Annotated in this window: 28 protein-coding genes; 17 read left to right on the top strand and 11 right to left on the bottom strand. The window is 67.9% G+C overall.

Translation table 11 applies throughout. The features are described from left to right. Window positions 1-3 precede the first annotated feature (3 nt). The 3 genes from nadB to EJO71_RS03410 form a co-directional block, all read right to left on the bottom strand. Window positions 4-1587 (bottom strand): L-aspartate oxidase, encoded by a 1584-nt coding sequence (gene nadB / locus EJO71_RS03420; RefSeq protein ID WP_171022497.1) that lies wholly within the window; start codon window positions 1585-1587, stop codon window positions 4-6. 34 nt (window positions 1588-1621) lie between these two features. Further along, window positions 1622-2458, bottom strand: a complete 837-nt coding sequence (locus tag EJO71_RS03415; protein ID WP_125946797.1) for a ScpA family protein — start codon at window positions 2456-2458, stop codon at window positions 1622-1624. 76 nt (window positions 2459-2534) lie between these two features. After that, on the bottom strand, window positions 2535-2741 hold the full coding sequence (locus EJO71_RS03410) for a DUF3460 family protein (protein WP_125946798.1): 207 nt from the start codon (window positions 2739-2741) through the stop codon (window positions 2535-2537). Window positions 2742-2811: 70 nt separating this feature from the next. Here EJO71_RS03410 and EJO71_RS03405 point away from each other — a divergent pair, with 70 nt between their 5' ends. Further along, on the top strand, window positions 2812-3288 hold the full coding sequence (locus EJO71_RS03405) for an outer membrane protein assembly factor BamE (RefSeq protein WP_125946799.1): 477 nt from the start codon (window positions 2812-2814) through the stop codon (window positions 3286-3288). A gap of 6 nt (window positions 3289-3294) precedes the next feature. Here EJO71_RS03405 and EJO71_RS03400 read toward each other — a convergent pair whose 3' ends face one another. Beyond that, window positions 3295-3936 carry a GAF domain-containing protein gene (locus EJO71_RS03400; protein ID WP_125946800.1) on the bottom strand — a complete coding sequence of 214 codons (642 nt, stop codon included), beginning with the start codon at window positions 3934-3936 and terminating at the stop codon, window positions 3295-3297. A 29-nt stretch (window positions 3937-3965) separates the two neighbouring features. Here EJO71_RS03400 and EJO71_RS03395 point away from each other — a divergent pair, with 29 nt between their 5' ends. Beyond that, window positions 3966-5681 (top strand): enoyl-CoA hydratase-related protein, encoded by a 1716-nt coding sequence (locus EJO71_RS03395; protein ID WP_125946801.1) that lies wholly within the window; start codon window positions 3966-3968, stop codon window positions 5679-5681. 25 nt (window positions 5682-5706) lie between these two features. On the opposite strand, the gene EJO71_RS03390 is transcribed toward EJO71_RS03395, so the two are convergent. Together EJO71_RS03390 and metG are read right to left on the bottom strand one after the other, a co-directional pair. Next, a complete protein-coding gene (locus EJO71_RS03390; protein WP_125946802.1) occupies window positions 5707-5910 on the bottom strand; it encodes a hypothetical protein in 204 nt (67 codons plus the stop codon). A 29-nt stretch (window positions 5911-5939) separates the two neighbouring features. Beyond that, complete coding sequence (gene metG / locus EJO71_RS03385; protein ID WP_125946803.1) at window positions 5940-8033, bottom strand: methionine--tRNA ligase; 2094 nt, start codon at window positions 8031-8033, stop codon at window positions 5940-5942. A gap of 90 nt (window positions 8034-8123) precedes the next feature. On the opposite strand from metG, the gene EJO71_RS03380 reads away from it, so the two are divergent. From EJO71_RS03380 to EJO71_RS03345, 8 genes are all read left to right on the top strand, one after another. After that, complete coding sequence (locus EJO71_RS03380; RefSeq protein ID WP_125946804.1) at window positions 8124-8765, top strand: LpxA family transferase; 642 nt, start codon at window positions 8124-8126, stop codon at window positions 8763-8765. Window positions 8766-8826: 61 nt separating this feature from the next. Next, the gene (locus EJO71_RS03375) at window positions 8827-9492 is read left to right on the top strand and encodes a hypothetical protein (protein WP_125946805.1); all 666 of its coding nucleotides are present in this window, start codon (window positions 8827-8829) and stop codon (window positions 9490-9492) included. Between the two features lie 200 nt (window positions 9493-9692). Continuing rightward, on the top strand, window positions 9693-10724 hold the full coding sequence (locus tag EJO71_RS03370; RefSeq protein WP_125946806.1) for an isocitrate/isopropylmalate family dehydrogenase: 1032 nt from the start codon (window positions 9693-9695) through the stop codon (window positions 10722-10724). Between the two features lie 25 nt (window positions 10725-10749). Then, complete coding sequence (locus EJO71_RS03365; RefSeq protein WP_125946807.1) at window positions 10750-11451, top strand: phosphodiester glycosidase family protein; 702 nt, start codon at window positions 10750-10752, stop codon at window positions 11449-11451. A 22-nt stretch (window positions 11452-11473) separates the two neighbouring features. After that, window positions 11474-12166, top strand: a complete 693-nt coding sequence (locus EJO71_RS03360) for a YceH family protein (protein ID WP_125946808.1) — start codon at window positions 11474-11476, stop codon at window positions 12164-12166. 16 nt (window positions 12167-12182) lie between these two features. Continuing rightward, window positions 12183-12428 carry a hypothetical protein gene (locus EJO71_RS03355; protein ID WP_125946809.1) on the top strand — a complete coding sequence of 82 codons (246 nt, stop codon included), beginning with the start codon at window positions 12183-12185 and terminating at the stop codon, window positions 12426-12428. After that, the gene (locus tag EJO71_RS03350) at window positions 12425-12784 is read left to right on the top strand and encodes a hypothetical protein (protein WP_125946810.1); all 360 of its coding nucleotides are present in this window, start codon (window positions 12425-12427) and stop codon (window positions 12782-12784) included. The genes EJO71_RS03355 and EJO71_RS03350 overlap by 4 nt, the downstream gene beginning before the upstream one ends. A gap of 119 nt (window positions 12785-12903) precedes the next feature. Beyond that, window positions 12904-13398 (top strand): hypothetical protein, encoded by a 495-nt coding sequence (locus EJO71_RS03345; RefSeq protein WP_125946811.1) that lies wholly within the window; start codon window positions 12904-12906, stop codon window positions 13396-13398. On the opposite strand, the gene EJO71_RS03340 is transcribed toward EJO71_RS03345, so the two are convergent. Then, a complete protein-coding gene (locus tag EJO71_RS03340; protein WP_125946812.1) occupies window positions 13367-13837 on the bottom strand; it encodes an Lrp/AsnC family transcriptional regulator in 471 nt (156 codons plus the stop codon). The two genes, EJO71_RS03345 and EJO71_RS03340, sit on opposite strands and share 32 nt — an antisense overlap. A gap of 86 nt (window positions 13838-13923) precedes the next feature. Here EJO71_RS03340 and EJO71_RS03335 point away from each other — a divergent pair, with 86 nt between their 5' ends. Together EJO71_RS03335 and EJO71_RS03330 are read left to right on the top strand one after the other, a co-directional pair. Further along, the gene (locus EJO71_RS03335; RefSeq protein ID WP_125946813.1) at window positions 13924-15111 is read left to right on the top strand and encodes a M20 aminoacylase family protein; all 1188 of its coding nucleotides are present in this window, start codon (window positions 13924-13926) and stop codon (window positions 15109-15111) included. A 9-nt stretch (window positions 15112-15120) separates the two neighbouring features. Next, the gene (locus tag EJO71_RS03330; RefSeq protein WP_125946814.1) at window positions 15121-16347 is read left to right on the top strand and encodes a diaminopropionate ammonia-lyase; all 1227 of its coding nucleotides are present in this window, start codon (window positions 15121-15123) and stop codon (window positions 16345-16347) included. A 7-nt stretch (window positions 16348-16354) separates the two neighbouring features. Here the strand turns inward: EJO71_RS03330 and EJO71_RS03325 are convergent, their stop codons facing one another. Beyond that, window positions 16355-17551, bottom strand: coding sequence for a patatin-like phospholipase family protein (locus EJO71_RS03325; protein WP_125946815.1), 1197 nt, complete (start codon window positions 17549-17551; stop codon window positions 16355-16357). 86 nt (window positions 17552-17637) lie between these two features. Between EJO71_RS03325 and apbC the strand changes: the two genes are divergently transcribed. The 3 genes from apbC to EJO71_RS03310 all read left to right on the top strand — a co-directional run bounded on the left by apbC (window position 17638) and on the right by EJO71_RS03310 (window position 21545). After that, the gene (gene apbC / locus EJO71_RS03320; RefSeq protein WP_125946816.1) at window positions 17638-18729 is read left to right on the top strand and encodes an iron-sulfur cluster carrier protein ApbC; all 1092 of its coding nucleotides are present in this window, start codon (window positions 17638-17640) and stop codon (window positions 18727-18729) included. 14 nt (window positions 18730-18743) lie between these two features. Continuing rightward, entirely contained in the window at window positions 18744-19688 is a 945-nt protein-coding gene (locus EJO71_RS03315; protein ID WP_125946817.1) for a LysR family transcriptional regulator, read from the top strand. Between the two features lie 159 nt (window positions 19689-19847). Next, entirely contained in the window at window positions 19848-21545 is a 1698-nt protein-coding gene (locus tag EJO71_RS03310; protein ID WP_125946818.1) for an OFA family MFS transporter, read from the top strand. 16 nt (window positions 21546-21561) lie between these two features. On the opposite strand, the gene EJO71_RS03305 is transcribed toward EJO71_RS03310, so the two are convergent. Continuing rightward, the gene (locus EJO71_RS03305; RefSeq protein WP_125946819.1) at window positions 21562-22149 is read right to left on the bottom strand and encodes a molybdopterin-dependent oxidoreductase; all 588 of its coding nucleotides are present in this window, start codon (window positions 22147-22149) and stop codon (window positions 21562-21564) included. A gap of 123 nt (window positions 22150-22272) precedes the next feature. On the opposite strand from EJO71_RS03305, the gene EJO71_RS03300 reads away from it, so the two are divergent. Together EJO71_RS03300 and tsaA are read left to right on the top strand one after the other, a co-directional pair. Next, window positions 22273-22620, top strand: coding sequence for a winged helix-turn-helix domain-containing protein (locus EJO71_RS03300; RefSeq protein ID WP_019656631.1), 348 nt, complete (start codon window positions 22273-22275; stop codon window positions 22618-22620). Then, entirely contained in the window at window positions 22617-23120 is a 504-nt protein-coding gene (tsaA, locus tag EJO71_RS03295; protein WP_125946820.1) for a tRNA (N6-threonylcarbamoyladenosine(37)-N6)-methyltransferase TrmO, read from the top strand. The genes EJO71_RS03300 and tsaA overlap by 4 nt, the downstream gene beginning before the upstream one ends. Here the strand turns inward: tsaA and EJO71_RS03290 are convergent. After that, window positions 23081-23752 carry a nitroreductase gene (locus EJO71_RS03290; protein ID WP_125946821.1) on the bottom strand — a complete coding sequence of 224 codons (672 nt, stop codon included), beginning with the start codon at window positions 23750-23752 and terminating at the stop codon, window positions 23081-23083. The genes tsaA and EJO71_RS03290 overlap by 40 nt on opposite strands. Then, entirely contained in the window at window positions 23749-24006 is a 258-nt protein-coding gene (locus tag EJO71_RS03285) for a hypothetical protein (protein WP_125946822.1), read from the bottom strand. Before EJO71_RS03285 ends, EJO71_RS03290 begins: the two co-directional genes overlap by 4 nt. Between the last annotated feature and the right edge of the window lie 51 nt (window positions 24007-24057).

The following is a 24057-nucleotide window of genomic DNA, read 5'->3' as shown; positions in this document are numbered from 1 at the left end:
GGGCTAGCGGTCGTCCGGCGGCACCAGCACCGTGGGCGCGGTGGGCTCGGCGAGCGAAGGATAGTCGCGGCTGAAATGCAGGCCACGGCTCTCGTGGCGGGCCTGCGCGGAACGAACGATCAGCTCGGCCACCTGTACCAGGTTGCGCAGCTCGAGCAGGTCGCGCGTGACGTGGAAGTTCGCGTAGAACTCCTGGATCTCGGCCTGCAGCAGCGCGATGCGGTGGCTCGCGCGCTCCAGGCGCTTGTTGGTGCGCACGATGCCGACGTAGTCCCACATGAAGCGGCGCAGCTCGTCCCAGTTGTGAGAGATGACCACGGCTTCGTCGGCGTCGGTGACGCGGCTGTCGTCCCAGGCGGGCAGTTCGGCACGTTCGCGCACCGGCGCCGAGGCGATGGCCCCCGCGGCGGCGCGCGCGAACACCATGCACTCGACCAGCGAGTTGCTGGCCAGCCGGTTCGCGCCGTGCAGGCCGGTGCAGGCGGTCTCGCCGATGGCGTAGAGGCCCGGGATGTCGGTGCGCCCGTTCAGGTCGCTGAGCACGCCGCCGCAGGTGTAGTGCGCGGCCGGCACCACGGGAATCGGCTCGCGCGTGATGTCGATGCCCAGCTCCAGGCAGCGCGCCAGGATGTTGGGGAAGTGCTCCTTCAGGAACGCGGCCGGCTGGTGCGAGATGTCGAGGTACACGCAGTCGAGGCCGTGCTTCTTCATCTCGAAGTCGATGGCGCGGGCGACCACGTCGCGCGGCGCGAGTTCGGCGCGTGCGTCGTGCTTCGGCATGAAGCGGGTGCCCCCCGCCGATTCGGGCAACTTCAGCAACCCGCCTTCGCCGCGCACCGCCTCGCTGATCAGGAACGATTTGGCGTGCGGGTGGTACAGGCAGGTCGGGTGAAACTGGATGAACTCCATGTTCGACACCCGGCAGCCCGCGCGCCACGCGGCGGCGATGCCGTCGCCGGTGGCCGTGTCGGGGTTGGTGGTGTACAGGTACACCTTGCCCGCACCGCCCGTGGCCAGGATGGTGTGCGGGGCGCGGAAGGCCAGCACCTCGTCGGTTTCGTCGTCGAGCGCGTAGAGGCCCAGGCAGGCCGGGTCTTCCAGCCCGAGCTTGGGGCCGGTGATCAGGTCGACCAGCGTGTGGTGCTCGAAAAGCGTGATGTTCGGCGTGCGCCGCACGCGCTCGATCAGCACCTGCTGCACGGCTGCGCCGGTGGCGTCGGTCACGTGCACGATGCGGCGCTGGCTGTGGCCGCCTTCGCGCGTCAGGTGGAGGTCGCCATCTTCTTCCGAGAACGGCACGCCCAGCTCGCGCAGCCAGCCGATGGCCTCGGGCGCATGCTCGACCACGAAGCGCGTGGCCTCGGGGTCGCACAGGCCGGCGCCGGCCACCAGCGTGTCTTCGACGTGCGCGTCGAAGCTGTCGCCCGCCGCCAGCACCGCCGCGATGCCGCCCTGCGCCCAGGCGCTGGAGCCGTCGTTCAGCGCGCGCTTGGTCAGTACGGCCACGCGGTGCGTGGGCGCCAGGTGCAGCGCCGCCGAGAGGCCGGCGAGGCCGCTGCCGACGATGAGGACGTCGAAATCGCGCACGGCGGAAGTCACTGGGTATGGGGGCTGGTTAGGGTCAGGCCGGCGAATAGGCCAATCTGACGTAGATGGGAGCGAAGGCTTCAGCCTGCGTGATGTCGATCAGCGTCTCCTTCGCGAGCTCCAGCATCGCGATGAAGGTGACGATCAGCACCGGCACGCCGCGCGACACGTCGAACAGCTTCTCGAACTCGACGAAGCGCTGTCCCTGCAGGTGGCGCAGCACGATGCTCATGTGCTCGCGCACGTTGAGTTCCTCGCGCGAGATCTTGTGATGCTGCACGAGCTTGGCGCGCTTCATGATGTCGGCCCAGGCGTCGCGCAGCTCGATCACGTCCACGTCGGGAAAGCGCGGCTTCAGCGACTGCTCGATGTAGACCTGCGCCTTCCAGAAGTCGCGGCCGTAGGTCGGCATGGCGCTGATGGCTGCCGCCTGCAGCTTGGTCTGCTCGTACTCGAGCAGGCGGCGCACGAGCTCGGCGCGCGGGTCTTCGGCCTCTTCGCCGTCGGCCACCTTCTTGGGCGGCAGCAGCATGCGCGACTTGATCTCGATCAGCATCGCGGCCATCAGCAAATACTCGGCCGCGAGTTCGAGGTTCGTCTGGCGGATCTCGTCGACGTAGCTCAGGTACTGCCGCGTGAGCCCCGCCATCGGGATGTCGAGGATGTTGAAGTTCTGCTTGCGGATCAGGTAGAGCAGCAGGTCCAGCGGGCCCTCGAAGGCCTCCAGGAACACCTGCAGCGCCTCGGGCGGGATGTACAGGTCCTTCGGCATCGCGAACAGCGGCTCGCCATAGAGCCTCGCGAGCGCGACCTGATCGACCACCTCGGGCATGTCGACCACCAGCGTGCCGTTGTCCTCGTCGCTCTTCATTGGGCTGTTGCTATCGTTTCAATAGCGGTCAGCGCAATGCGGACGGGTGCGTGCTGCCAATTCGGCATCAGCGGATTTACTTGGCCTGGGTCTGGTAGACGTACGGCTGCATCGGTACGCGGGCTTCGCTGTACTCCTCGAGCAGGCCGCGGTCGAGGTGCTTGTCCCAGAGGAGGGCGCGGCCGGCGCGCTGTTCGGCCTCCAGCGTCGGCTTCTTTTCCTTCATCTCCTCGATGAAGTTCGTGATCTCGGAGGTGTAGTGGGGGCGGCGGAAGATGGACATAGACTGGACCTTTGTTGGCGCGAATTTTACCGGGGACGACATGAAGCGAATTCAGGGATGGCGGATCGGCATGGCAACGGGGCTCCTGGCGGCGGTGATCGGGCTCGCGGCCTGCGACTCGAAGAACATCTCCGAGCTGGAGGAGGGCGTATCGACGGAGGCCGACGTGCGCGCGCGTTTCGGCCAGCCCGAGAACGTCTGGGACGCGCCGAACGGCGGCCGCGTGTTCGAGTACAACCGCCAGCCCGCGGGCCAGAAGAACTACATGATCACCATCGGCCCCGACGGCAAGATGAGCGCGCTGCGCCAGGTGCTCACCCCCGAGAACTTCGCGAAAGTGCAGCCCGGGATGATGATGGAAGACCTCCGCAAGATGCTGGGCAAGCCCGCCAAGGTCACTCCCTATGCGCTCAAGCGCGAGACCGAATGGGAGTGGCGATGGGTGCAGCCGCCGAACTCGGCCATGGTCTTCACCGCCACGCTCAACGACGACCAGCGCGTGGTGCGCAGCGGCTCTTCGCCCGACCGGGGAACCGAAGCGCCGTAGCTGCCGCTATCGACCCCGAGGACTGGCAGCGTTTCCTTCCGCCGCCTGCTCGTCGAACCGCCGCTGCAGCAGTTCCATGGCCGCGGCCGCCAGCGCCTGCAGTTCGGCCACCTTTTCCGGCGACAGCTGCCGTGGCTTGAAGTCGTAGGCGCACAGGGTGCCCACGGTCTGCCCGTTCAGCACCAGCCGGCTCGCCGCGTAGAAGCGCACGTGCGGCGGCCCTTTCACCAGGGGATGGTCCGCAAAGGCCGGGTGGCGCGTCGTGTCTTCCGCTACCAGGAAGGCGTCGTCCGAGCGAAAGAAAACCTCGCAGAAAGAGGTCTCGGCGGGCGATTCGGACGCCGGAAGGCCCAGGCAGGACAGGAACCAGTCCCGCTTTTCATCGAGCAGATTCACCATCGAAACCGGCACGCCGAAGCTGGTCGACAGGGTTCGGGTGAGGTCGTCGAACACGCGTTGCGGCGATGTGTCCAGGAGTGCGAGGCGGTGCAGCAGGGCCAGCCGCTGGGGGGAATTGCGCATGCCGGAGTATTGACGATCGAGGCTGCGGGAGGCGGGTTGCGGCGGGTGGGATTTGTCCGGATGCAAACTTTCGATCAACTTATCCAAAACAAAGGATGCAGATACATTTTTGACATTAATTGACATTTCGTCACCGACATTACCGGGGCCGTCAGATGCACATCCTGCTTGTCGCAAGCGCGTTCAACAGCCTGACGCAACGGGTCCTGGCCGAACTGCAGGACCGCGGCCACACCGTCGGCGTGGTGCTGGCCCTCGGCAACGACGACGATCTGCGCGAAGCCGTGCGGGCGCATGCGCCCCAGCTCATCGTGGCGCCGATGCTGACCAGCGCGATTCCCGAGGACATCTGGAGCACCAACACCTGCCTGATCGTGCATCCTGGCCCGCCGGGCGACCGGGGGCCCTCGTCGCTCGACTGGACGCTGCAGGGCGGCGTGGAAAGCTGGGGCGTCACCGTGCTCGAGGCCGTGGCCGAGATGGACGCGGGCGCCGTCTGGGCGTGGTCGCCGCTGAAGGTGCCGCCGCTGGCCGGCAAGAGCGATCTCTATCGCGGCGAAGTGGCCGACGCCGCCGTCGATGCGGTGCTGCTCGCGGTGGAGCGTTTCGCCTCGGGCAGGCACAAGCCGCAGAAGCAGAAGCCCGCCGCCCTCGCCGCGGGCTGGCGGCCTTTCATGAAGCAGGCGCAGCGCCGCATCGACTGGGCCACCGACTCGACCGAGTTCGTGCTGCGCCAACTGCGCGCTGCCGATTCGCAGCCCGGCGTGCTCGACGAACTGCTCGGCGCGCAGTGGTACCTGCACGGCGGCCACCCCGAGGACGAGCTGCGCGGCAGCAGACCCGGTGAGCTGATCGCTACCCGCGCCGGTGCCATCTGCCGCGCCACCGTCGATGGCGCGGTGTGGATCCAGCAGCTGCGGCCCTGGCGCGAGCCCGGTTCGCGGCTGCCCAGCTACAAGCTGCCCGCCGTCGAGGCGCTGGGCGAGCTGCTGCCTTTCGAAGTACCGGAGGTGCCCGCACCGCTGCAACTGCCGGCCGGGCGCCGTACCTGGTCCGACATCCGCTACAGCGAGCAGGGCACCGTCGGCGTGCTGAACTTCTCCTTTTCCGGCGGCGCGATGAGCACCGTGCAGTGCCGGCGACTGCTGGAGGCCTACCGCTTCGCCTGCACTCGCCAGACCTCGGTGCTGGTGCTGGGCGGCATGCGCGATTTCTTCTCCAACGGCATCCACCTCAACGTGATCGAGGCGGCGGAAGACCCGGCCGAGGAGTCGTGGGCCAACATCCACGCGATGAACGACCTGGTCGAGGCGGTGCTGACCACCACCGACCGGCTGACCGTGTCGGCGCTCGGCGGCAACGCGGCGGCTGGCGGCGTGATGCTCGCGCTGGCCGCCGACGAGGTGTGGTGCCGCGACGGCGCCGTGCTCAACCCGCACTACACGCTGATGGGCCTCTACGGCTCCGAATACTGGACCTACATCCTGCCGCGCCGCGTGGGCGAGAGCGGGGCGCTGCGGCTCACGCAGTCGGCGCTGCCGGTGAGCGCGAAGCGTGCGGTCGAACTCGGCATGGCGCAGCGCGTGCTGCAGGCCGCGCCGGAAGAGCTGGGCGCCGAAGTGGCTCGGCTCGCCGCGCAACTGGCTGCTTCACCGGATCTCGCCGGGCGTATCGCGCAAAAGAAGGCGATGCGCGAGCAGGACGAGTCGGCGAAGCCGCTGCAGTGCTACCGGGATGAGGAACTGACGCACATGCGCCGCAATTTCTTCGATGCCCGCGAACCGCACGCGGGGCTGAGGTCGGCGTTCGTGCGCAAGGAGAGGGCGTCGCACACGCCGCCGCACGTGGCCCGGCTGGGCCTGGCGGACTGAGACTCCAGCCCCGTTTTCCCGCTGCCTACTTGCTGTCGGGAATCACCGCATCCGCCGCCGCGCCCACGGCCTTGCCGGTGATGCGCGCGGTGCCGATGGCCGCGTCGGCCGCCAGCCCGACCGCACCGGCGCCGATGCTCACGGCCGTGTCCGCGACGGTCACCACGGCGCAGCCGCCGAGCAGGGCCGAGAGCGAGATCAGCACAAGGGCGCGATGCAGCGTGGTCATGAAGTGGTCCTTGCCTGTGCGGTAGGCGGTCAGCGAACCCGCATGCCCGGCGTCGCGCCCGGCCAGGGTTCGAGCACGTGGATGCCGGGGTGTGCCTTCTCGTCGCCGTGGCTCGCCGCCAGCACCATGCCTTCGCTCACGCCGAACTTCATCTTGCGCGGCGCGAGGTTGGCGACCAGCACCGTGAGCTTGCCCACGAGCTGCTCGGGCTGGTAGGCCGAAGCGATGCCGCTGAACACGTTGCGGGTCTTGCCCTCGCCGGCGTCGAGCGTCAGGCGCAGCAGCTTGGTCGAGCCCTCGACCTTCTCGCAGGCCACGATCTTCGCGATGCGCAGGTCGATCTTCGCGAAATCGTCGATGGTGATGACGGGCGCGATGGCTTCGCCGCCCGGCAGCTCCGTGGCTTGCGTCGCCACGGGGGCTGCGGCAGGCTCGGGCGCGTCGAACAGCTTGTCGACCACCTTGGCGTCGGCGCGCTGCATCAGGTGCTTGTATTCGCCGATGGCGTGGCCAGCGGGCAGCGACTGCGCGGCATCGGCCCAGGTCAGCGGCTGGATGTTCAGGAAGGTCTCGACGTTCAGCGCCAGCGCCGGCAGCACCGGCTTCAGGTACAGCGTGAGCAGGCGGAAGGCTTCGATGCACACCGTGCACACGTCGTGCAGGCGCGCCTCGGCGCCTTCCTTCTTGGCCAGCTCCCAGGGCTTGTTCTGGTCGACGTACTCGTTCACCTTGTCGGCCAGCGCCATCACCTCGCGCAGCGCACGGGCGTAGTCGCGGCCGTCGTACAGCGAGTGGATCTGCTGCGCTGCGTCGCGCAGCGTGAACAGCAGCGCGTCGCCATCGGCCGACACTTCGCCCAGCTTGCCGCCGAAGCGCTTGCCGACGAAGCCCGCCGCGCGGCTGGCGATGTTGATGTACTTGCCCACGAGGTCGCTGTTGACGCGAGCGACGAAGTCCTCGGGGTTGAAGTCGATGTCCTCGTTGCGGCCGTTGAGCTTGGCGGCGATGTAGTAGCGCAGCCATTCGGGGTCGAGCCCGATCGACAGGTACTTGAGCGGGTCGATGCCGGTTCCGCGGCTCTTGCTCATCTTCTCGCCGCTCACGGTCAGGTGGCCGTGCACGTACACCGCGTCGGGCGCCTTGCGGCCGCTGAAGTGCAGCATCGCGGGCCAGAACAGCGTGTGGAAGGTGATGATGTCCTTGCCGATGAAGTGCACCTGCTCCAGGTCGGGGTCGGCCATGTACTCGGTGTACGAGATGCCGTCGCCGCCGAGCTCGATGCAGCGCTTGTCGAGCAGGTTCTTCAGCGAGGCCAGGTAGCCCACGGGGGCGTCGAGCCACACGTAGAAGTACTTGCCGGGCGCATCGGGAATCTCGATGCCGAAGTAGGGCGCGTCGCGGCTGATGTCCCAGTCGCCGAGGCCGCCCTTGCCCTCGTCGTCCTTGTAGAGCCATTCGCGGATCTTGTTCTGCACCTCGGGTTGCACGTGGCCGGCGGCGGCGGTCCATTCCTTCAGGTAGGCCTCGCAGCGCGGGTCCGAGAGCTTGAAGAAGAAGTGCTCCGAGCTACGCAGCTCGGGCTTGGCGCCCGAGAGGGCCGAGTAGGGGTTGATCAGCTCGGTGGGCGTGTACACGGCGCCGCACACCTCGCAGTTGTCGCCGTACTGGTCCTTCGAGTGGCAGTTGGGGCACTCGCCCTTGATGAAGCGGTCGGCCAGGAACATGCCCTTTTCGGGGTCGTAGAACTGCTCGACGCTCTTGGTGCTGATGAGGCCGTTGGCGCGCAGGTCGCGGTAGATGTCCTGCGCCAGCTGGTGGTTCTCGGGCGCGTCGGTCGAGTGCCAGTTGTCGAAGGAGATGTAGTAGCCGTCGAGGTACGGCTTGCGCCCCGCGGCGATCTCGGCCACGAAGGCCTGCGGCGTCACGCCGGCCTTGTCGGCGGCGATGGTGATGGCCGCGCCGTGGGCGTCGTCGGCGCACACGAAGTTGACGTCGGCGCCATTCATTCGCTGGTTCCGCACCCAGATGTCGGCCTGGATGTATTCCATCATGTGGCCGATGTGGAACTTGCCGTTGGCATACGGCAGGGCGGTGGTGACGAAGAGCTTGCGCGGGGCGGACATCGGGGAGGGCGCTTTCGGGAGTGGCTGACGGGGAACCGGGCATTTTAGGTTGCGGCGTCCCGGCGCGGGTCCGGTGGCAGCATCGACCCCATGACGCACGCCATCGAACTCGCTGCCTACATCGCCGGATTCGCCGGTTCTCCCCTGGGGCCCTGGGCCGCCTCGCTGCCGTGGGAACTGCCGCCGCGCGCGCCCGAAATCGTGCGCCAGTTGTTGGCGGCGCTGCCGGCCGGTGACTACGCCATCGAGAGCGAAATCGCCATTCACCGCAGCGCCCGGGTCGAACCGGGCGCGGTGCTCAAGGGGCCGCTGATCCTCGGCCCGGACTGTTTCGTGGCCGCCGGCGCCTACCTGCGCGGCGGCAACTGGGTCGACGCCCGCTGCAGCATCGGGCCGGGCGTGGAGCTGAAATCGTCCTTCGTGTTCGGGGGCACGGCGCTCGCGCATTTCAACTTCGTCGGTGATTCGGTGGTGGGTGCGGGCGTCAACATGGAAGCCGGCAGCGTCGTCTGCAATCACCGCAACGAGCGCTCCGACAAGCAGATCTTCGTGCGCAGCGGTCAGGGCGGAGCGCTGCAGGGCACGGGCTGCGAGAAGTTCGGCGCGCTGATCGGCGATGGGGTGCGCATCGGGGCCAATGCGGTCATTGCGCCGGGTGCGCTGTTGCTGCCCGGCAGCGTTATTGGCCGCGCTTCGTTGCTCGATCAGGAGGTGCCCGACGAACCGCGATGAGCTGAAAAATCAGTCAAATCCGCATGGCATGATTTCCGCTCCAAAACACAGGGAGGATTCGATGCATAGCACTAAGTCATTTGGTTTCAAGGCGATTCTGGGCGCGGCCTTCGCGGTCGCGGCGACTACCAGCGCCATCGCCGCCGCTCCATCTTTCGCCGATTGCTTCAAGCTGAAGCCTGGCGTGAGCTACACGCTGAGCGACCGGTCGAAGATCCAGATCGCCAAGGCCCAGTTCGCGGGCAAGGCGGCCATGAGCGTGGTGAGCACCGACGGGGGTGTCAAGACCGCGAGGTTCTTCGATGAAACCGGGCGCCAGCGGCTGGGTTCCGAGCAGTACGGCGTCGCGGCCTTGGGCGGCAACGCCAGCAAGGTCGTCATCAAGGAAGTCTTCTCGGCACCGTTTCCCGAGGTTCCGGTCGATGTCAAGCCGGGCGGCACTTTCAAGCTGACCGGCAAGGGCGTGAAGACGACCAGCGCAGGCAACGAGGCCTTCGATTTCGGCAAGAGGTACCAGTCCGAGCATGTCTTCGTGGGCTTCGAGAACCTGGAGCTGAAGCCGAACTACAACGCTCGCACCTTCGAAAACGTCTGCCATGTGCGCTCCCGCGGCGAGGACAACTCGGTCGACTCCTGGTACGCGCCGGAGTACGGTGTCATCAAGATGCAGGTAAAGACCGCCAAGGGCGAAGCGCTCTTCAGCTACGAGCTCGACGGCCTGGAATAACGTCGAGGCGCGAGGGAGTGCCGGCTGGAAAATCGGCAGCGCGTCCCTGGGGGCATAAGGCTTTGGTTCTGCCGCGCAGGCAGGCCGTGGGATGATCCCGGCGGAGACCGCCCGGCGGGTGCGCGCCACCCCCGCGGCACCTGATGAAGGGCAGCCGGTCTCCGCAAGTTTCTTCGCCAACCGACCTGAGCGCCCAACCCATGACCACCTCCATTCCCGCAACCCTGATCCCCGGCGACGGCATCGGCCCCGAAATCGTCGACGCCACGCTGGCTGCGCTCGACGCGCTGAAGGCGCCTTTCACCTGGGACACGCAGATCGCCGGCCTCGGCGGCGTCAAGGCATCGGGCGATCCGCTGCCCCAAGCCACGCTCGACAGCATCCGCCGCACCCGCCTGGCCCTGAAGGGCCCGCTGGAGACGCCCTCGGGCGGCGGCTATCGCTCGTCGAACGTGCGGCTGCGCGAGGAGTTCCAGCTGTACGCCAACCTGCGCCCCGCGCGCACCATCATCCCGGGCGGGCGCTTCGACAAGATCGACCTGGTGGTCGTGCGCGAGAACCTCGAGGGCCTCTACATCGGCCACGAGCACTACGTGCCCATCGACGGCGACCCGCACGCCGTGGCCATGGCCACCGGCATCAACACCCGCCAAGGCAGCCGCCGCCTGCTCGAATACGCCTTCGAGACCGCGGTGGCCACCGGCCGCAAGAAGGTCACGCTGGTGCACAAGGCCAACATCATGAAGGCCCTCACGGGCATCTTCCTGGAGACCGGCCTCGACCTCTACGAGAAGAAGTACAAGGGCAAGTTCGAGCTCGACACGGTCATCATCGACGCCTGCGCGATGAAGCTGGTGCTGAACCCCTGGCAGTTCGACATGCTGGTCACCACCAACCTGTTCGGCGACATCCTGTCCGACCTCGTGGCCGGGCTGGTCGGCGGGCTGGGCATGGCGCCCGGTGCCAACATCGGCACGGACGCCGCGATCTTCGAGGCGGTGCACGGCTCCGCGCCCGACATCGCCGGCAAGGGCATCGCCAACCCGACCGCGCTGCTGCTGGCCGCCGCGCTGATGCTCGACCACGTGAAGCTCCCCGAACTGGCCACGCGCCTGCGCACCGCCATCGACGAGACGCTGAACATCGACAAGGTGCGCACCGGCGACCTGAGCGGCACGGCGGGCACCGAGGCGTTCACGAAGGCGCTGGTCAGCCGCATCAACGGCGGTTGAACCCGACGGGGCTCGCGGGCGCTGCATGAGAAGACGGCTTCTGCTGCTCCTTGGGGCCCTGCTGTTCGCGGGCTTCGCGGCGGCCGACCCGCGCTTTACCGTCGTGAAGGTCGACCTTCGCACCGAGCGGCTCGAACTGTTCCTGCGCGACGACGCGGGCGTGCCGTTCAAGCGCTTTGATCGACTCGATGCCTGGCTGAAGGAGCGTCATCGCCAGCTGGGCTTCGCGGTGAACGCCGGCATGTACCACGAGGACTTCTCCCCGGTCGGCCTGCTGGTGCGCGACGGCCGCGAAGAGTCGCCGCTCAACCTGGCCGACGGCGCGGGCAACTTCTTCCTCAAGCCCAACGGCGTTTTCCTCGTGTCGGACGCCGGGCCACGCGTGGTCGAGTCGTCGGAGTACCCGGCGCTGGCCAAGGGTGTGCGCCTCGCAACCCAGTCGGGCCCGCTGCTGCTGCGCCGCGGCGTCGTGCATCCTGCCTTCATTCCCCATTCCGATTCGCGCAAGATCCGCAACGGCGTCGGCGTGATCGGCCACACCGCGATCTTCGTCATCAGCGAAGTGCCGGTGAGCTTCCACGAGTTCGCGCTCTACTTCCGCGACGTGCTCCACTGCCGCGACGCGCTGTACCTCGACGGCACGGTCTCGGCGCTGCATTCGACGTCGCTGCACAGAAGCGGCTTCGTGCGGGAGCTGGGGCCTATCCTCGGCGTTGCGTCGCCCTGAGTTTCATCATCGATTTCGAGCCATGTCTTCCACCACCTCGCTGCCCGTCCTGTCCCTTGTCGAAACCCGCGTGCTCGGCGTGCTCGCCGAAAAGCAGCGCACCGTGCCAGACAGCTATCCGCTCACGCTCAACTCGCTGGTGTCGGGCTGCAACCAGAAGACCAGCCGCAACCCCGTGCTCGAACTCACCGAGTCGCAGGTGCAGGCCGCTGTCGACAGTCTCAGGGGCTACAGCCTTGTCGCCGAGACTAGCGGCGGGCGTGCCTTCCGCTACGAGCACAACGTCGACCGCGTGCTGCGCATTCCTTCGCAGTCGGTCATCCTGCTCACCGTGCTGATGCTGCGCGGGCCGCAGACGGCGGGCGAGCTGCGCATCGCCTGCGATCGGATGCACAACTTCGCCGACATCTCGTCGGTCGAGGGCTTTCTCAACGAGCTCGCGGAACGGCCGGCCGGTGCGCTGGTGGTGAAGCTGGCGCGGCTGCCCGGCGCACGCGAGAGCCGCTGGGCGCACCTGCTGAGCGGTGCGCCGGCCGAAGAAGCGGCTGGGCCTGCGGGTGCGTCGTCCGATGCGTCGTACGGGGCGAGCGACGTGTCGCTCGGCGAAGTCGCGGCGCTCAAGGCCAACGTGGCGCGGCTCGAAGCCGAGGTGGCGTCACTGAAGGCGCTGCTGGGACGGGTGTGCACGGAGCTGGGGATTTCCGAGGCGGGCTGATCGCTGGACGACGCCGATGACAATCCCGCTCTCCTTCTTGCTCAAGGCGGTGACGGCGCTGCTCGCATTGGGCTTCATGCTCACGGTGGCGCCGCTGGTCATCGCGGCGGTACTTCCACGCGGCAATCTTGTGGCGGATCGCCTTCGGGTGTTTGCCAGCTGCGTGCCGACCGTCTTGTTGTTCTGCATCGCCCGCTTCGAGATACTTCTGGCCATTGTCATCGTCATCGCGGGGGTGACCATCGCGATACTTCACGCATGAAGTACATCTGCCCACGCTGCAAGGAATCCGGTATCGGCGGCCTGGCCAAGCGCTGGTCCGACAGGGCTACCCCTGCCCAATGCACTGCCTGCGGCGGCCTTTCGCATGTGCTGGCCAGCACCAGCAGCGGCATCTGGGTGGGCAGCATTGCGATCTTCATGGTCTCGCTGATCGGCGGGCTCGGCCTGCATTCAGGGCTTTTCTTCGTGAGCGGGCTGGTGCTCGCGGTGGCCTTCAACGTGTGGGCCTGGAGGCGAGCGAAGATGTATCCGATCTCCAGGGAAAGCGCGGGCAATGCGGCAAAGGCGGGTTGGCTGGTCGCCGGCATCTACGCCGTCGTCGCGCTCTTCCAGTAGGTAGCGGCAGGGCCTGCGCGCCGGCTTCTTTCGTTCACCGCATTTCACACGGGCTTCACGCAGCCCGCACATCCGGTGTCTAACTTCGGTCTCCATTGCGAACACCCCTGGAGCCCCGAATGGACAACGGACACATTGCCGCGTGGCGCGACCACGCCCCCTTCGACGACATCACGCGGCGCATGCTCGCGTGGCTCGCCGCGCTGGCAGGCATCGCCAGCCTGTATGCCTTCTTCTGGTGGGCCGCGTCGGCCACCGGCTTCTTCCTGTTCGACGGCTGGCGCCACACATGGCAAGGCCTGGGCGCGGCGATGGCGTTCCGCGACATGGACACGGTCTACTACCTCTCGAGCTGGGTCTTCTCGGTCTTCGGCGGCCTGTTCGGCTGGGTCTCGCTCGTCGGGTTCGCCGCGACACACCGGCGTGGCTGGGAGGCGGTGGCGCCGTGGATCAAGATCGGCTGCGCCATCGGCGTGGCTGCCGGGCTGGCCTTCGAGCCCGGCCGGCTGCTGGCGCTGATTCCCATCGTCTGTGCGGTGGCGCTGCTGCTGCGCTCGATGCTGATGTCGCCGGCGGAACGGCTCAGCGCCCGGAAACCGGCACGTCCAGACTGAGCTTCACCGGGTCCATCGTGACCAGCGTGCGGAAGCGCTTGACGTTGTTGCTCTGGAAGAAGAGCTGCCGCGTGAGCGCCGTGTACTGCGCCATGTCGCGCACCACGAAGACCAGGATGAAGTCCCATTCGCCGGTCACGTAGTAGCACTGCTGCACCTGCGGGCACTCCCTGAAACTCTTCTTCATCGCGTCGAGCAGCTCGATCTGCTCGCTCTCCGTTTCCACTTCCGCCACGATGGTCAGCGGGTGGCCCAGCGCGGCGGGCGACAGCACCGCGCCGTAGCGCTGGATCACGCCCTCGTCGCGCATGCGCTTGAGCCGGCGGTTCACCGCGGCGGTCGACAGGTGCACGCGCTCGCCCAGTTCGCTCTGGGGCATGCGGCTGTCGGCCTGGATCAGCTCCAGCAGGCGGAGGTCGAGGGCATCGAGTGGTGTCATGAAAGGGTGGGGTCGACGCAAAAACGTTGCGTCGAAGGCGATGATTTTGCGTGCCTGTACCGCCGCATTGTCAATAGCATCTCGCCATGAATCTCAGCGATGCACCCCTGCGCGAAACGCTCTCTGGCTGGCGGCGGCAGCTTCACGCCATTCCCGAAACCGGCTTCGAGGAAGCGAAAACCTCGGCCTTCGTCACCCGGGTTCTGAAGGCGCTGGGCCTCGAGGTGCACACCGGCATCGGCGGCACCGGCCTCGTGGCCAACCTGAAAGTGGGCAGCGGCAAGGGCGTGATCGGCCTGCGCGCGGAGATGGACGCGCTCAACATCACCGAGCTGCCCGCCGACCGCGCCTACGCTTCCGGCACGCCCGGCAAGATGCACGCCTGCGGTCACGACGGCCATATGTCGATCATCCTCGGCGCGGCGCAGCTGCTGCGCGAGCGTCGCGACTTCGACGGCACCGTGCGCTTCATCTTCCAGCCCGCAGAGGAGCATGGCCGCGGCGCGAAGGCGATGATGGACGACGGCCTGTTCCAGCGCTTCCCGGTCGACGAGATCTACGGCCTGCACAACATGCCCGGCATGCGCGCCGGCACCTTCGCCATGCGCGCTGGCGGCCTCATGGCCAGCGAGGACAACTTCGTGATCCACGTGAAGGGCCGGGGCACGCATGCCGCGCGGCCGCACATGGGCATCGACCCCATCGTGATCGGCGCACAGATCGTGCTGGCGCTGCAGAGCATCGTCTCGCGCATGCTCGACCCGGGCGCGCAGGCGGTGGTGTCGTGCACCGAATTCATCACCGATGGCATTCGTAACGCGATTCCGTCGAACGTCGTCATCAAGGGCGACACGCGCAGCTACGACCCTGCCGTGCAGCGCATGCTGGCCACGCGCATGCGCGAGATCAGCGAGGGCATCTGCCGCATGCATGGCGCCGGCTGCGAGTTCAGCTACACGCACGAGTTCGCGCCCACCGTGAACTGGGCCGAATGCGTGCCCACCGCCGTGGCCGCCGCCACGGCCATCGTGGGTGCGGAGAACGTGGATGCCGACGTGGCGCCGATGATGATCTCTGAGGACTTCGGCGCCTTCCTGCAGGTGGTGCCGGGCGCATTCGTCTTCCTCGGCAACGGCGCCGAGGGCGAGCCCGGTGGTACGCCGCTGCACAACGGCAGCTACGACTTCAACGACGAGGTGCTCGCGACGGGCGCCCGCTACTTCGCGGAGATCGTCCGCATGCGCCTGCCCATGACTGCCGGCGACACCCACTGATCGAACGACATGCTTTTCAGAAATCCCCAGGCGCGGAGAAGCGCATACGACGAATCGCTGCGCGAAGTGATGAGCATCGCGCGCGGCAAGCAAAGCCGGCAGTGGCTGTCGGGCTGGAGCCGGCTCCAACCCGTTCCGACGCCGGCATGGTCGCTGCCGGGGCTCGCAAGGCGCCTCGGCATCGGCGGGCTGACCGTGAAGGACGAATCGGCGCGCTCGGCGCTCGGCAGCTTCAAGGTGCTGGGTGCGCCCGTGGCGCTGCTGCGGCTGGTGCTGCGCCGCTGGCCCGACAAGGACTGGACGCCCGCCGACCTCCTTGCGGGCAGGCATGCCGAAGCGCTGCGCGATTTCGTGGTCGTCAGCGCCACGGACGGCAACCATGGCCGCGCGCTTGCTGCGGCTGCGCAAAGCATCGGCTGCCGTTGCGTGATCGTGCTGCATGCGCAGGTCAGCGAGGAGCGCGAAGCGCCCATTGCGGCGCTCGGCGCGGAGATCGTTCGCATCGCCGGCAACTACGACGAGTCCGTCGAGGAAGCTGCGCGCCTTGCCCGCGCCAACGGCTGGGAGGTGGTTTCCGACACCTCCTACGACGGCTACGAAGAGGTGCCGCGCGACGTGATGCAGGGCTACGGCATCCTGGCCGACGAGCTGCTCGAAGAAACCGCCGTCGATGCGCCGTGTCCGTTCACCCACGTCATCCTGCAGGGCGGCGTGGGCGGACTGGCCGCAGGCGTCGTCAGCCATTTCTGGGAGCGCTACGGCACGGCGCGGCCCGCCTTCATCGTGGTGGAGCCCGAACAGGCCGACTGCCTGCTGCAGAGCGCACGCAACGGCCGCCCCAGCCGTGCGACGGGCTCGGTCGATTCGGTGATGGCGGGGCTGGCCTGTGGCGAAACCTCGCCGCTCGCGTGGCGCTTCCTGCAGCCCGCCGTCGACGTGTTCATGACCGTGACCGACGCGCAGGCCGAGCAGGCGATGCGCGTGCTCGCGGGCGGCGAGGCGGGCGATGTGCCGGTGCTCAGCGGCGAATCGGGCGCGGCCGGCCTGGCGGCATTGCAAGCGTTGGCTGCCGACCCCGCTGCCCGCGACGCGGCACAACTGGGCGCCGATGCGCGTGTGCTGCTGATCAGTACCGAAGGCGCGACGGCACCCGGCGTGTACCGGGCGATCACCGGGCGTTCCGGCGAAGAAGTCGTCGAGGCGCAGGCGCGGTGGCTGGCCGGCAGGCGCGCGTGACGCGGTCCTACGCCGCGTTCCAGCCGAAGAAGCGCAGCACCTCGTCGCGCTGCTTCATCGTGTCGGCACGCCCGAGCGCCATCAGGTCGCGCGTGTAGCTCGACTCGAACAGCAGGTAGCTCGCGAGCGCGCCGCCCTTCACGTCGGCCGCCACCTTCGAGCCGCCCAGCAGGTGCCGCACCGCGCCGGGCAGGGCGTCGACGTGGCGCGCCGCGATCACGTCCAGGCGCTCCGACGGCGAGATCACCAGCAGGTCGAGCGGGCGCAGCATGCTCTGCGCGCGCGCTTCATCGGGAATCAGCCCCAGCGTGTGGTTGATGCGGCGCAGGCGTTCGATGTCCACCGCCAGCGCGTCCAGGAAGATGCTCGACAGCGCATGGCCCGCAATCTGCGCCATCGTCGGATAGCCGCTGTGGGTGTTGGGCGCGGTGGCATCGCGCGGCTCGTGCATGCGGCCCGCGCCGATCACCACGATGCGTTGCGCGCCGAGGTGGATGGCCGCCGCGATGGGCGCCGACTGGCGCATCGAGCCGTCGCCGAAGTATTCGGTGTGGCCTTGCATCGGCAGCGCCGTGGCGGGGAACACGAAGGGAATGGCCGACGACGCCAGCAGGTGCGCATGCGTGATGCTGTCGCGCACCGACAGGCGCTGCGAGCGGATCCACGGCTCCATCGGCACAGCCGCCTCGAAGAATGTGACGTGCTCGCCCGAGCTGTAGCTCGAGGCGGTCACGGCCAGCGCCTGCAGGTGGCCTTCCTTCATGAGCTGCGGCAGCCGGTCGAGCAGCACCATGCGCTTCAGCAGTTCGGCCAATGGCGAGTTGTCGAGCAGCGACTTGGGCTTGATGCGCATCCAGTTGGCCGCGAAGCGCCCGAACCCGAGCAGCATGCGCCAGCGCGTGCCGCTGCCTATTACCGAGAGCGAATCGGCGCGGTACACCTGCTCGGCGCGGAACTGGCCCCAGACCTCGGCGATGTGCGCCACCACGTGGTCGAAGTCGTCGCAGCCGCAGGCCAGCGCGGCTGCGTTGATGGCGCCGGCCGAGGTGCCGGTGATGACCTGGAAGGGATTGCCGCTGCCGGTGACCGCCGGCCCCGCAGCGCGGCGGATGTCGGCGATGGCTTCGAGTACGCCGACCTGGTAGGCGGCCCGGGCGCCGCCCCCGGTGAGCAGGAGACCTGTGACGGGGCTTGTCTCGGGCATTTTTGTTCGTTGTCAGGCTATTGGAAGACCGTGCGGTGCGGGCCTGGAGAGCACCTTAGACTACCGGCCATTCAGGAGTTTGATCAATGGCACTCACCCCAGAAGGACTCATGGACGCGCTCAAGGCCGTCCAGGACCCTAACACCGGCAAGGCTTTCGCGGCGACCCGGTCGCTCAAAAACCTCCAGGTCTCGGAGGGCGACGTCTCGTTCGACCTCGAGCTCGGCTACCCGGCGAAGAGCCAGCACGCGGCCATCCGCAAGGCGCTGGTGGCGGCCGCCAAGGCAGTGCCGGGCGTGGAGAACGTGTCGGTCAACATCGTCACCAAGGTCATCAGCCATGCGGTGCAGCGCGGCGTGCAGCTGATGCCCAACGTGAAGAACATCATTGCCGTAGCCTCGGGCAAGGGCGGCGTGGGCAAGAGCACCACGGCGGCCAACCTGGCGCTGGCGCTGGCGTCCGAAGGTGCCACGGTCGGCCTGCTCGACGCCGACATCTATGGCCCGAGCCAGCCCATGATGATGGGCATCGAAGGCCGCCCCGACAGCGCAGACGGCAAGACCATGGAGCCCATGGAGCGCCACGGCGTGCAGGTCATGTCCATCGGCTTCCTGGTCGACCAGGACCAGGCCATGATCTGGCGCGGCCCCATGGCCACGCAGGCGCTCGAACAACTGCTGCGCCAGACCAACTGGAAAGACCTCGACTACCTCATCGTCGACATGCCCCCGGGCACCGGCGACATCCAGCTCACGCTGAGCCAGCGCGTGCCGATGACGGGCGCGGTGATCGTCACCACGCCGCAGGACATCGCGCTGCTCGACGCCAAGAAGGGCATCAAGATGTTCGAGAAGGTCGGCGTGCCGATCCTCGGCATCGTCGAGAACATGGCGGTGCACGTCTGCTCGAACTGCGGCCATGCCGAGCACATCTTCGGCGCCGACGGCGGCAAGAAGATGGCGGCCGAATACCAGATGGAGTACCTCGGCGCGCTGCCGCTGGACATCAACATCCGCCTGCAGGCCGACAGCGGGGCGCCCACCGTGGTGTCCGACCCTGAAGGCGAGGCCGCCGGCATCTACAAGGCCGTTGCCCGCCGCGTGGCCGTGGGCATCGCCGAGAAGGCGAAGGACTTCTCGGCGAAGTTCCCGACGATCTCGATCAGCAAGAACACCTAGGGAACGGCCTTTCGATGAACCTGCTCGCCTCGATGCGCTACCTGGTGGCGCTGAACGAGCACAAGCACTTCGGCCGCGCCGCCCAGGCCTGCCACATCACGCAGCCGGCGTTGTCGAATGCGCTGCGGGCGCTCGAGACCGAATTCGGCGTGGTCATCGTCAAGCGCGCGCGCGTGTACGTTGGCCTCACGCACGAAGGCGAGCGCGTGCTGGCCACGGCGCAGCGCATGCTGCGCGACAACGAGGTGCTGCTGCAGGAACTGCGCAGCGACGTGGACAACCCGCACGGGCGCCTGCGCATGGCGGCCGTGCCCACCGCGATACCGATGCTCTCGCGCTTCGCGGCCATGCTGCAGGAGCGCCATCCCGGCATCGTGCCGGCCGTGCTCTCGATGAGTTCGCAGGACCTGGAGACGGGGCTGGAGAACCTGTCGATCGACCTCGCGCTGGGCTACATCGAGCGCATGCACCTGCCGGGCATCAAGCTCACCGCCTGGCCGCAGAGCGTGGAGCACTACTTCCTGCTGCGCCGCGCGAAGAAGGTTTCGGCCGACCAGATGCACATCGGCGAGCCGATGTCGTGGGCCGAGGCTGGCAAGCTGCCGCTGTGCCTGCTCACCTCCGACATGCACAACCGCGCCATCGTCGACCAGGCGCTGCGCGAGGCGGGCGTGCCGGTGGCGCCGGCCATCGAGACCAATTCGGTGCTCGCGCTCGCGCTGGCGGTGAGCGCGGGCACGGTCAACAGCGTGCTGCCCGGCGGCATGGTGGCGGCCGTGCGCAGCCACCGCGAGCTGGAGGCGCTGCCGCTGGTGGAACCGGACGTGCGCACGCCCATCGGCTTCATGACGCAGGACGGCGTGCGCGCCTCGCGCGCGCTCGAGGCGGCACTGGTTTTCCTGCAGACGCCCGAGTGGCAGGCGCAGGTACAGCAGCACAGCGGCATGCTCGGTGAATGAGCAACGAATGACGGGCTGGCGGTTGCAAACAAACAGCCTCGTCATTTAGTTATTGAATCAGGCCATGCCCTGATCGAATTTGACGGGGCTTAAACCGTTCGCACACACTCCGCGGCCCGGATTAGCAATAACTTACACGTCCGGCGAACTAGGAGAAATATGGCAGGCTCATCTGCGGGCGTTCTCGAGGGAGATCGCATTGGCGGAAGCGGGGTGCAGCAGCAACCCGGCTTCCTGGAAAAAGAACGCATCATCGCGGGCCCTGGCTTCAATCGCTGGCTGGTGCCGCCGGCCGCACTGGCCATCCACTTGTGCATCGGCATGGCCTATGGCTTCTCGGTGTTCTGGCTGCCCTTGTCGAAGGCGCTCGGCACTGCCGGCACCGGCGCGCAGGCCTGCGCCAAGGACATGAGCTTCTTCGCCGAGCTCTTCGCCACCACCTGCGACTGGCGCGTGGCCACGCTCGGCTGGATGTACACCCTGTTCTTCGTCTTCCTCGGCTGCTCCGCGGCCCTGTGGGGCGGCTGGCTCGAACGCGCGGGCCCGCGCAAGGCCGGCGTGGTGTCGGCGCTGTGCTGGTGCGGCGGCATGCTGCTGTCGGCACTGGGCATCCACCTGCACCAGTTCTGGCTGATGATCCTCGGCTCGGGCGTGATCGGCGGTATCGGCCTCGGCCTCGGCTACATCTCGCCGGTGAGCACGCTGATCAAGTGGTTCCCCGACCGTCGCGGCATGGCGACCGGCATGGCCATCATGGGCTTCGGCGGCGGCGCGATGATCGGCTCGCCGCTGGCGGTCGACCTGATGAAGCGCTTCTCCACCGCCACCGACGTGGGCGTGATGCAGACCTTCGTCGTCATGGCGCTGGGCTACTTCGTGTTCATGATGGCCGGCGCGCTGGGCTACCGCGTGCCGCCCTCGGGCTGGAAGCCCGAAGGCTGGACGCCGCCCCCGGCGCAGACCAGCAATACCATGATCACCCAGCGCCACGTGCACGTGAAGAAGGTCTGGGGTATTCCTCAGTTCTGGCTCGTGTGGCTGGTGCTGTGCATGAACGTGAGCGCGGGCATCGGCGTGATCGGCATGGCCTCGCCCATGCTGCAGGAAGTGTTCGGCGGCGCGCTGATCGACCTGCCGGCCAAGTACGGCCAGCTCGACAAGACGCAACTTGCAGCCATCGCCGTGGTGGCGGGCGGCTTCACGGCGCTGCTGTCGCTGTTCAACATCGGTGGACGCTTCGTGTGGGCCAGCCTGTCGGACAAGCTGGGCCGCAAGCTCACCTACACGGTGTTCTTCGTGCTCGGCGCCGTGCTGTACGCGAGCATTCCCTCGTCGGCCGGCGCGGGCAGCAAGCTGCTGTTCGTGGGCGCGTGCTGCGTGATCGTGTCGATGTACGGCGGCGGCTTCGCCACCGTGCCGGCCTACCTGGCCGACCTGTTCGGCACGCAGTTCGTGGGCGCCATCCACGGCCGCCTGCTCACGGCGTGGGCCACGGCCGGCATCCTCGGCCCGGTGGTGGTGAACTACATGCGCGAGTACCAGCTGGGCCTGGGCCTGCCGCGCGAGCAGGTCTACAACCAGACCATGTACATCCTCGTGGGCATGCTGGTGATCGGCTTCATCGCCAACCTGCTGGTGCGCCCGGTGGCCGACAAGCACTTCATGTCCGACGAAGAGTTGGCTGTCGAGAAGAAGCTGGCGCACGAGAAGGCCTCGGCCGCGGAAGTGGGCAGCGGCTCTGGCCGTGCCGACACGGTGAGCCCGGCGGTCGTCGCCCTGGCCTGGCTGGCGGTGGGCATTCCGCTGGCCTGGGGCGTCTACAAGACGCTGGTCAGCGCGGCAAAGTTCTTCGGCTGATCTTCCTTCCGAAGGATCAGCGGCCCGAAGGCTGCGCGGCGAACACTTCGATCGCCGCCAGCCGGGCCACCGAACGGCCCGGCCTCACGTCGCCGGCCATTACCAGCCGAGCCACGCCGTTGCGACCCAGCGGCGCGCCGTTCAGGCTGTAGGCAACCAGCGCAACGCGGTTGCCGGATTCGGGTGCGATCTCCGCGAGCGAGACCACCGCGCGGTAGCCGTCGCTGCCCACCACCACCGCATACATCGAGAGCACCGGGTTGCGTACCGCGGTGTCCGGCTTGAGGCCGACCGACGCATCGTTCAGCAAGGTCCAGAGGCTCACGCCGGTGTAGGTGTTGCTGCCGACCGTCAGCGTCGCGGCGGGCAACGCCTGCAGCGCGGCGAGGTCGAAGCTGGCGCGCTTGCCGACGGCGCCCGATACGGTGAAGGAGGGCGAGGTGCCTTCGCTGGTGGCGGCCGCGGCATGCGGGGCCATGGCATCCGCCTGCGGGGGGCTGCCGGCGCACCCCGCAAGCATCGACAACGCGGTGACGACTGCCGCTGCAGCGGCGGTGCGGCGCGGCCAGTGCACGGACAACAGGAACAGGGCGCGGTCTTTCACTGGAACTCCTCGTTTCCCCCGGGGCGGGTGCGTCGTATTCATTCTTGCATGACGACGAACGGCCCCGGCGGCCCACGGCGGGCGGACAATGGCGGCCCGCATTGGTTTACGCTTGGCGCCCACATGAAATCCAAAGTCCAGTTCCGTCTGCGCGTCTACCGGGACGACGCCATCGCCATCGGCCCCGGCAAGATCGCCGTGCTCGAAGCCGTGGCCGAGACCGGCTCGATCTCGGCGGCCGCCCGGCTGCTGGGCATGTCGTACCGGCGGGCCTGGATGCTGATCGACGAGATGAACCAGTCGCTGGCTTCGCCCGCCGTGAACACCGCCGCCGGCGGCTCGCGCGGCGGCGGCACGGCGCTCACGCCGGTGGGCGAGGAGATCGTCAAGCACTACAGAGCCATCGAGAACGCCGCGCGCCTTGCAGCCGCGGCCGACATTCGCGCGCTGACACGGCTGTTGGCGCCATGAGTTCCGAAGCCGTTGCCGATGTCGTCTGCCGCCCGGTCGGCCTGGTGCGCAGCCGCTTCGCAGAGGTTACCGGCATGCCGATCCAGACCGCCGGCGCGCCCGATGAAATGGGACGCGTCGAGGTGTTCGCCGAGTTCGCGCCGGGCCTGCGCGACATCGAAGGCTTCGACTACCTGATCCTCGTCACCCACCTGCACCAGTGCGCGCACGAGCGGCTGGAGGTGGTGCCGTTCCTGGAGCAGGGCAACGCGTCGCACGGCGTCTTCGCCACGCGCGCGCCCGCTCGGCCGAACCGGCTGGGCCTCTCGATCGTGCGGCTCGTCTCGGTGGAAGGCACGACGCTGCACTTCAGCGGCAACGACATGATGGATGGCACGCCCGTGCTCGACATCAAGCCCTACGTGCCGAAGTTCGACGTGCGCGAGACCGGCCGCGTCGGCTGGTTCGGCGACAGGCTCGATCAGCTGCCGCGCACCCGCTCCGACGGCAGGATGGGTTGATCGGGCGGGGCGTTGTCGTCCCGCGGATCCTGCCAGCCCTGCCAGCATGACCACACGCTCTGCGACAGCACCTCGCGCGCCTGCGGCGGCGCTTCCCGGATGCTGCCCACGCTGATGAAGCCCGCCAGGTATTCGCCCGGCAGCACGCCCACCTGCCGCGCCAGCGTTTCGTCGAAGCAGCGTTCGCCGCTCAGCACGATCGCGCCGTAGCCCAGCTGGTGCGCGGCGCTCAGCAGGTTGCCCAGCGCGGCGCCCGCGCCCAGCCATTGCTCGCGCGCCGGGATCTTGCTGCGTTCGCGCGGCGACACCACGAAGCCCAGCAGCAGCGGCGGTCGCGTGGCATGTTCGCGCGCGCGTCTCAGGTCGGTGGGGCTGGCGAGCGGATCGCGCCGCAGCTTCTCCTGTTCGAAGCACCAGGCCAGCGCCTCGCGGTTCTGCGGGCGAAACTCGATCACGCGCCACGGATGCAGGCCGCCGTGGTCGGGCGCGCGCAGCCCGGCCTGGATGATCGCGTCGAGCTCGTCGGGATTCGGGCCGGGATGTTCCAGGCGCCGGGGCGACACCGAACGCCGCGTCAGCAGGACTTCAAGAATCCGCTCCGCACCTGTCATGTGGCGCCACATGCGCGTCATTGCTCCTTCATTGTTCCCTGTGGCCGGTCGGCCCACACCGCCTGGCGGCGCAGCACCTCGCCGATGTCGTCCGCGTCGGCCGTCGCCACGAAGAACGACTGGCTCGCGCCGTCGGAGCCGGTGATGGACAGCACGAAGCCGTCGGCATCCATGGTTCGCTCGATGCGCCATTCCTGTACCTGCGTCACGTGCTGGCGAAGCTCCGGCTGGCCGGAAATCGAGCGGACAACGGTGTCGTGGGCGGAAGGGTGCATGGGGATGTCTCCTACGCTGTATTCCTCAGTATATGAAGACTCATTGGTTTG

The organism is Variovorax sp. 679, from assembly GCF_003952185.1.
Lineage (GTDB): Bacteria > Pseudomonadota > Gammaproteobacteria > Burkholderiales > Burkholderiaceae_C > Variovorax.
Note: the sequence above shows the minus strand (reverse complement) of the source record. Positions and strands in the feature narration are given on the sequence as shown.

What these genes read in the sequence shown, in the direction of transcription:
- EJO71_RS03415 (WP_125946797.1), bottom strand. Translation starts at nt 2,458, where the DNA reads ATGAAGAGCGACGAGGACAACGGCACGCTGGTGGTCGACATGCCCGAG.
- EJO71_RS03410 (WP_125946798.1), bottom strand. Translation starts at nt 2,741, where the DNA reads ATGTCCATCTTCCGCCGCCCCCACTACACCTCCGAGATCACGAACTTC.
- EJO71_RS03405 (WP_125946799.1), top strand. Translation starts at nt 2,812, where the DNA reads ATGGCAACGGGGCTCCTGGCGGCGGTGATCGGGCTCGCGGCCTGCGAC.
- EJO71_RS03400 (WP_125946800.1), bottom strand. Translation starts at nt 3,936, where the DNA reads ATGTCAATTAATGTCAAAAATGTATCTGCATCCTTTGTTTTGGATAAG.
- EJO71_RS03395 (WP_125946801.1), top strand. Translation starts at nt 3,966, where the DNA reads ATGCACATCCTGCTTGTCGCAAGCGCGTTCAACAGCCTGACGCAACGG.
- EJO71_RS03390 (WP_125946802.1), bottom strand. Translation starts at nt 5,910, where the DNA reads ATGACCACGCTGCATCGCGCCCTTGTGCTGATCTCGCTCTCGGCCCTG.
- metG (WP_125946803.1), bottom strand. Translation starts at nt 8,033, where the DNA reads ATGTCCGCCCCGCGCAAGCTCTTCGTCACCACCGCCCTGCCGTATGCC.
- EJO71_RS03380 (WP_125946804.1), top strand. Translation starts at nt 8,124, where the DNA reads ATGACGCACGCCATCGAACTCGCTGCCTACATCGCCGGATTCGCCGGT.
- EJO71_RS03375 (WP_125946805.1), top strand. Translation starts at nt 8,827, where the DNA reads ATGCATAGCACTAAGTCATTTGGTTTCAAGGCGATTCTGGGCGCGGCC.
- EJO71_RS03370 (WP_125946806.1), top strand. Translation starts at nt 9,693, where the DNA reads ATGACCACCTCCATTCCCGCAACCCTGATCCCCGGCGACGGCATCGGC.
- EJO71_RS03365 (WP_125946807.1), top strand. Translation starts at nt 10,750, where the DNA reads ATGAGAAGACGGCTTCTGCTGCTCCTTGGGGCCCTGCTGTTCGCGGGC.
- EJO71_RS03360 (WP_125946808.1), top strand. Translation starts at nt 11,474, where the DNA reads ATGTCTTCCACCACCTCGCTGCCCGTCCTGTCCCTTGTCGAAACCCGC.
- EJO71_RS03355 (WP_125946809.1), top strand. Translation starts at nt 12,183, where the DNA reads ATGACAATCCCGCTCTCCTTCTTGCTCAAGGCGGTGACGGCGCTGCTC.
- EJO71_RS03350 (WP_125946810.1), top strand. Translation starts at nt 12,425, where the DNA reads ATGAAGTACATCTGCCCACGCTGCAAGGAATCCGGTATCGGCGGCCTG.
- EJO71_RS03345 (WP_125946811.1), top strand. Translation starts at nt 12,904, where the DNA reads ATGGACAACGGACACATTGCCGCGTGGCGCGACCACGCCCCCTTCGAC.
- EJO71_RS03340 (WP_125946812.1), bottom strand. Translation starts at nt 13,837, where the DNA reads ATGACACCACTCGATGCCCTCGACCTCCGCCTGCTGGAGCTGATCCAG.
- EJO71_RS03335 (WP_125946813.1), top strand. Translation starts at nt 13,924, where the DNA reads ATGAATCTCAGCGATGCACCCCTGCGCGAAACGCTCTCTGGCTGGCGG.
- EJO71_RS03330 (WP_125946814.1), top strand. Translation starts at nt 15,121, where the DNA reads ATGCTTTTCAGAAATCCCCAGGCGCGGAGAAGCGCATACGACGAATCG.
- EJO71_RS03325 (WP_125946815.1), bottom strand. Translation starts at nt 17,551, where the DNA reads ATGCCCGAGACAAGCCCCGTCACAGGTCTCCTGCTCACCGGGGGCGGC.
- apbC (WP_125946816.1), top strand. Translation starts at nt 17,638, where the DNA reads ATGGCACTCACCCCAGAAGGACTCATGGACGCGCTCAAGGCCGTCCAG.
- EJO71_RS03315 (WP_125946817.1), top strand. Translation starts at nt 18,744, where the DNA reads ATGAACCTGCTCGCCTCGATGCGCTACCTGGTGGCGCTGAACGAGCAC.
- EJO71_RS03310 (WP_125946818.1), top strand. Translation starts at nt 19,848, where the DNA reads ATGGCAGGCTCATCTGCGGGCGTTCTCGAGGGAGATCGCATTGGCGGA.
- EJO71_RS03300 (WP_019656631.1), top strand. Translation starts at nt 22,273, where the DNA reads ATGAAATCCAAAGTCCAGTTCCGTCTGCGCGTCTACCGGGACGACGCC.
- tsaA (WP_125946820.1), top strand. Translation starts at nt 22,617, where the DNA reads ATGAGTTCCGAAGCCGTTGCCGATGTCGTCTGCCGCCCGGTCGGCCTG.
- EJO71_RS03290 (WP_125946821.1), bottom strand. Translation starts at nt 23,752, where the DNA reads ATGACGCGCATGTGGCGCCACATGACAGGTGCGGAGCGGATTCTTGAA.
- EJO71_RS03285 (WP_125946822.1), bottom strand. Translation starts at nt 24,006, where the DNA reads ATGCACCCTTCCGCCCACGACACCGTTGTCCGCTCGATTTCCGGCCAG.